1 protein-coding gene is annotated in these 244 nt (G+C 65.6%); it reads left to right on the top strand.

Annotated elements, in window-relative coordinates; all coding sequences use genetic code 11:
* Nucleotides 1-244 (top strand): Ig-like domain-containing protein (locus LZP96_RS24105; protein ID WP_258926384.1); only part of this gene is annotated, 244 nt, incomplete at both ends.

Below are 244 nucleotides of genomic sequence, written 5' to 3'. Positions count from 1 at the left end.
GTCCGGCAACTGGAGCGTCGGCGTACCGGCCAGCGTGATTTCCGGGCTGAGCGACGGCACGGTCAGCGTGAACGTCAGCGTCACCGACGCAGCGGGCAATACCGGCAGCGGCACGCACACCGTGACCGTGGATACCGGCCTGCCGTCGGTGAGCTTTGACGCGATTTCCGGCGATAACGTGCTGAACGCAGTGGAAAAAGGGCAGGATCTGGCTGTCAGCGGCACCAGCGCCAACCTGGCGGAA

Source organism: Huaxiibacter chinensis (assembly GCF_022171985.1).
In the GTDB taxonomy this organism is placed as follows: Bacteria; Pseudomonadota; Gammaproteobacteria; order Enterobacterales; family Enterobacteriaceae; genus Enterobacter; species Enterobacter chinensis_A.
The sequence above is the reverse complement of the archived record's forward strand: the minus strand, read 5'-3'. Positions and strand labels throughout refer to the sequence as shown.